This window comes from Vibrio sp. 1069, assembly GCF_033340555.1.
On record NZ_JAWOWP010000466.1, the window covers coordinates 1 to 656 of the forward strand.

A 656-nucleotide genomic window follows, 5' to 3' on the forward strand; every position below is an offset into this window, starting at 1 on the left:
GCAGCGTTTCTTCAATACCCAGCAAATGAGAAATCGGTTGTTCATAGGCAATGGCTTCTTGAAGCTGCTCGCGGTGACGCTCCATCTGGTTTTGTTCGAAACTAAAACGTAAGCCAGTCGCCACCGATAGCCATTCAAATACCCCATATTCAAATGGCGCTTCCATGACCTCTTCAATGAACAATAAATCCGCCAAGTGTGAAACTGACTCGGGAAAACTAATGTCTTCCACTTTGATGACCTCTAACTCTAGCCCCGTGCTACGAATCACCTCATGCAACCATTCAGAATGTCGCATCAGGTTCGGGATAGTCCATATCGGTTCAGCAAGCACGACTTTGCCTTGTAGCGTTGGTGCTGTCTCAGCGCTACAACTAGGCTCAAGAGGTGATAACTGAATACTGTCGACGGCACTTTGTGGCTCATGGTGCCGCTTTTGCTGATTAATATAGTTGGCAAGCTGGCGCCACTCTTGTTTCGTCAGTTGCGAATCTTGCCTCTCACGATAGGTGAGATAGGAAAGTGCGCTGATTTTTTCAATCTCAACATGATCCGAGACTTGATTGAAACTCAGCATATTCAAGTTTTGAACATCACCGTGAGAAAGCGTAATTTGATCCAAAAGCGCGCGTGCAGAAAAATACTCTTTGTGCGCT

1 pseudogene is annotated in these 656 nt (G+C 46.2%); it reads right to left on the minus strand.

Annotated elements, in window-relative coordinates:
- Nucleotides 1-656 (minus strand): annotated as a pseudogene (locus R7040_RS27180) (transporter); the annotation flags it as partial.